Source organism: Sulfuricurvum sp. (assembly GCF_022759005.1).
Classification (GTDB): domain Bacteria; phylum Campylobacterota; class Campylobacteria; order Campylobacterales; family Sulfurimonadaceae; genus Sulfuricurvum.
On the sequence record NZ_JAEMQA010000057.1, the window covers coordinates 1 to 3,634 of the forward strand.

A 3,634-nucleotide genomic window follows, 5' to 3' on the forward strand; every position below is an offset into this window, starting at 1 on the left:
TAATATTTAATTAACAAATATTTACCCAACTCCCACTACAATACCGAATATTTTTCACATAGGTTGACCATGAACAAAGTTCTCTCTTTTGTAAGCTCCATGAAAACCATGGCAGTTTTGATGCTCGTGTTTGCAGTAGCTATCGGCTATGCAACATTTATAGAAAACGATTACGGTACGATGACTGCCAAAGCGGATGTTTATAACGCCCGTTGGTTTGAAATACTGATGGCGCTATTGGCGTTCAATCTAGTCCTCAATATTCTCAATTTTAAAATGGCGCGTAAAGGGAAATGGTTGGTTTTTCTTTTTCATGCCGCTTTTTTAATTATTCTTGCCGGAGCAGGGGTAACACGTTATTTCGGGTATGAGGGGACAATGCACATTCGTGAGGGTGAAAGCAGTGATGCTTTGATCAGCTCTGAACCCTATGTTTCTTTCAAAGTGGTGAAAGAGAATAAGACCTATACGTTTAAAGAGCCTCTTTTTCTCTCAAAACGCACCTCAAACTTTTTTAAACGTGAGTTGGCAGTGGGCGGCGATACGATCAAAGTTCAACTTGAAAACTACATGGGCGATGCCCGTTATGAAGCCGTTGCCGACCCGAAAGGGGAACCCATTTTCAATCTGATGGTTACCGGTGCTATGGGTGCGCAGCAGGTTTCGTTGAAGCGCGGTGAGTTCATCGAGGCCAATGACATCGTTATCGATTTCGATTCGAATAAAACGTTTAATAAACCGGTTGTCGCTATCAGTGTTGAAGGTGATACCCCGTATATAAACACACCGGTGTCTTTGATGACGCTCAGTATGGATACACAGCAAACCTCCAAATTGAATGTCGGAAAGCACGAAATGACGAAGAGAACTTTGTTTCAAACACCTCAAAGCGGATTCGTGATGAGAGGTTTCTTGCCAAAAGGGTCTATGAAACTCGTAGCAGGTTCATCAAAGCCTAAAAAAGGGCCGATGATGCAGCAAGACGGTCAAGATGCCTTGACACTTAGCTTCGCATCCAAAGAGAACAAAGCGACTGAAGTTGTAATGGGGACTCCGGGAGATGTCGGAGAATACAAAAAGATCACATTGGGCGATATGACTATCGAAGCCTCATACGGTTCTATCGAGCGAAAATTGCCGTTTAGGATCGCGTTGCGTGATTTCCAACTCGAACGCTATCCCGGATCTATGTCACCGGCTTCCTATGCCAGTGAAGTGAGTGTAGAAGACCCTGCCAATCAGGAAAAATTCGATTTTAGGATTTATATGAACCATATTTTAGATTATGAAGGATATCGATTTTTTCAATCCTCATTCGATCAAGATGAGTTAGGAACGGTTCTTTCTGTCAATCACGATCCGGGAACGTTGATTACCTATATCGGATATCTATTGCTTGCCATTGGGATGTTTGGCGTATTACTTGTCAAAAGCGGCCGTTTTAATGCTTTGAGCGAAAAACTCAAATCGATTAAAGGACATAATAGCGTCGCTGCTTTGTTTGTGGCTCTATTGGTGATTTCTACTGCAACCAATGCCATTGCATCGGATGATCAAAATCCTGTTATTCAGGCAGCAAAATCATTTGATCGTGCCCATGCGGATAAATTTGGCCACTTGATTGTTCAAGACGCCAGCGGACGTATGAAGCCGCTTGATACTCTTTCGCATGAAATTTTGGCGAAGCTCAACCGCTCAGACAGCTTTTTAGGGCTCACTTCAAACCAAGTGGTTTTGGGGATGATGCTTCGTCCGGATGCGTGGAGAGAGATTGCGATTATCCGTACGGGTGACAAAGAGATCAACAAACTCATCGGTCTTGCTCCAGAGGCTAAAACGGCCGCTTTTTCACAATTTTTTGAAGTACCTGATGAAATCAGAGGGTACAAGCTCGCACAACTGGTTGATGAAGCAAATCGCAAAGCGCCCGGAAAAAGAGATAAATTTGACAAAGTATTGCTTCAAGTCGATGAACGTGTCAATGTAGCCTATATGGTCTATACCGGTTCATTGGTCCGCATTTGGCCGAAACCGAACGATAAAAACCATAAATGGGATGCGACAATCGAAGCATTACAAACCCTTTCACCAAAAGAGGGTGAAATCGTTCGTCTTCTTGCTATTAGCTATTTCGGTGCTATCGATGAGTCAATGAAAAGCGGTGATTGGAAAAAAGCGGATGAAGCACTGAGTCGCATCGACAAATATCAACGCTTTGTCGGTGCAAGTGTTTATCCGAACGACACAAAAACCAAAGTTGAAATTTTCTACAACAAATTAAATGTTTTCGAGCAATTGTGGCCGCTTTATTTTGTGGTCGGATTTACGTTACTCATTTTATCGTTCATTAAAATTATCAAACCCTCATTCCGTGAAGAGTGGCTCAGTAAAGTCTCTTTTGCTCTTCTCGTCCTCTTTTTTGCGGCACATACCGCAGGACTCATTATGCGCTGGTATATCTCAGGTCATGCTCCGTGGTCGAACGGTTATGAATCTATGATCTATATCGGTTGGGCGAGTGTGTTAGCAGGATTTATATTCTCACGCCGCTCTGTGATGACGATGGCGGCTACGGCGATAATGACGGGGCTTATCCTCTTTGTTGCCCATCTGAACTGGATGGATCCGCAGGTAACCAATCTCGTTCCGGTTCTCCAATCGTACTGGTTGGCAATCCACGTTGCTATGATTACCGCAAGTTATGGCTTCCTCGGGTTGGGAGCGTTGCTTGGCATGATCGCATTGATCCTTTTCATCATGAAAAATGCAGAGAATTCACAGCGACTTAATCTTGCTATTCGTGAGTTGAATGCCATTAACGAGATGAGTTTGCTGGTTGGTTTGGTACTCCTCACTGTCGGAAATTTCCTCGGAGGTGTTTGGGCGAATGAGAGCTGGGGACGATACTGGGGATGGGATCCAAAAGAGACATGGGCGCTTGTGACAATTCTCGTCTATGCAGTAGTATTGCATTTGCGCTTTATCAAAGGGGCATATACCGAATACATTTATAGTGTTGTATCGCTTTTGGCGTTCACGTCAGTATTGATGACCTATTTTGGGGTCAACTACTATCTTGCAGGGATGCACTCATATGCAAAAGGGGATCCGGTTCCGGTACCTGATTTTGTACCGTGGACCTATGCAGTCATTGCGATTGCTATAGCGATGGCGTATCCGAAGAGAAGCACGAAGTAAAATTTCTTGTCATCCCGAACTGCTCGTGCCCTTTAGGGTAGATTCGGGATCCATTCTTCTTAGATTCCGTATCACGTACGGAATGACGAATTTATTTAAACCACCCTTTGACCTTTTCAAATGCCGATTCGAACAAACTTTCATGCGGTTTTGACTCGATACCGAAACTCTCTTGGAGTTTTTGGAGAAGTTCTTCTTGTTCTGAATTTAGACGATTAGGGTAGGTGAGTCGGATTTGCGCAATCAAATCCCCTTTGCCGCGTCCGTGCACATCGGCGATCCCTTCACCTTTGAAACGGTATTGCTGGGCATCTTTGGTCCCTGTTTCGAGCTCTAAAGTCAATTCGCCGTTGAGCGATGGGATAGTGATATTTTCACCGAGTACCGCTTGGGTGAAGAATACCGGAACTTCGAGGTAAATATCGTTGCCGTTTCG

The 3,634-nt window shown here is 44.1% G+C and carries 2 protein-coding genes; one reads left to right on the plus strand and one right to left on the minus strand.

Annotated features, from left to right (window positions below; all coding sequences use genetic code 11):
• Nucleotides 1–69 precede the first annotated feature (69 nt).
• Nucleotides 70–3,198 (plus strand): cytochrome c biogenesis protein CcsA, encoded by a 3,129-nt coding sequence (gene ccsA / locus JHC35_RS03755; protein ID WP_295042137.1) that lies wholly within the window; start codon nt 70–72, stop codon nt 3,196–3,198.
• A 91-nt stretch (nt 3,199–3,289) separates the two neighbouring features.
• Here the strand turns inward: ccsA and JHC35_RS03760 are convergent.
• Nucleotides 3,290–3,634: DnaJ C-terminal domain-containing protein (locus JHC35_RS03760; protein WP_295042139.1), on the minus strand; the 345-nt coding region annotated here is incomplete at its 5' end.

What these genes read in the sequence shown, in the direction of transcription:
- ccsA (WP_295042137.1), top strand. Translation starts at nt 70, where the DNA reads ATGAACAAAGTTCTCTCTTTTGTAAGCTCCATGAAAACCATGGCAGTT.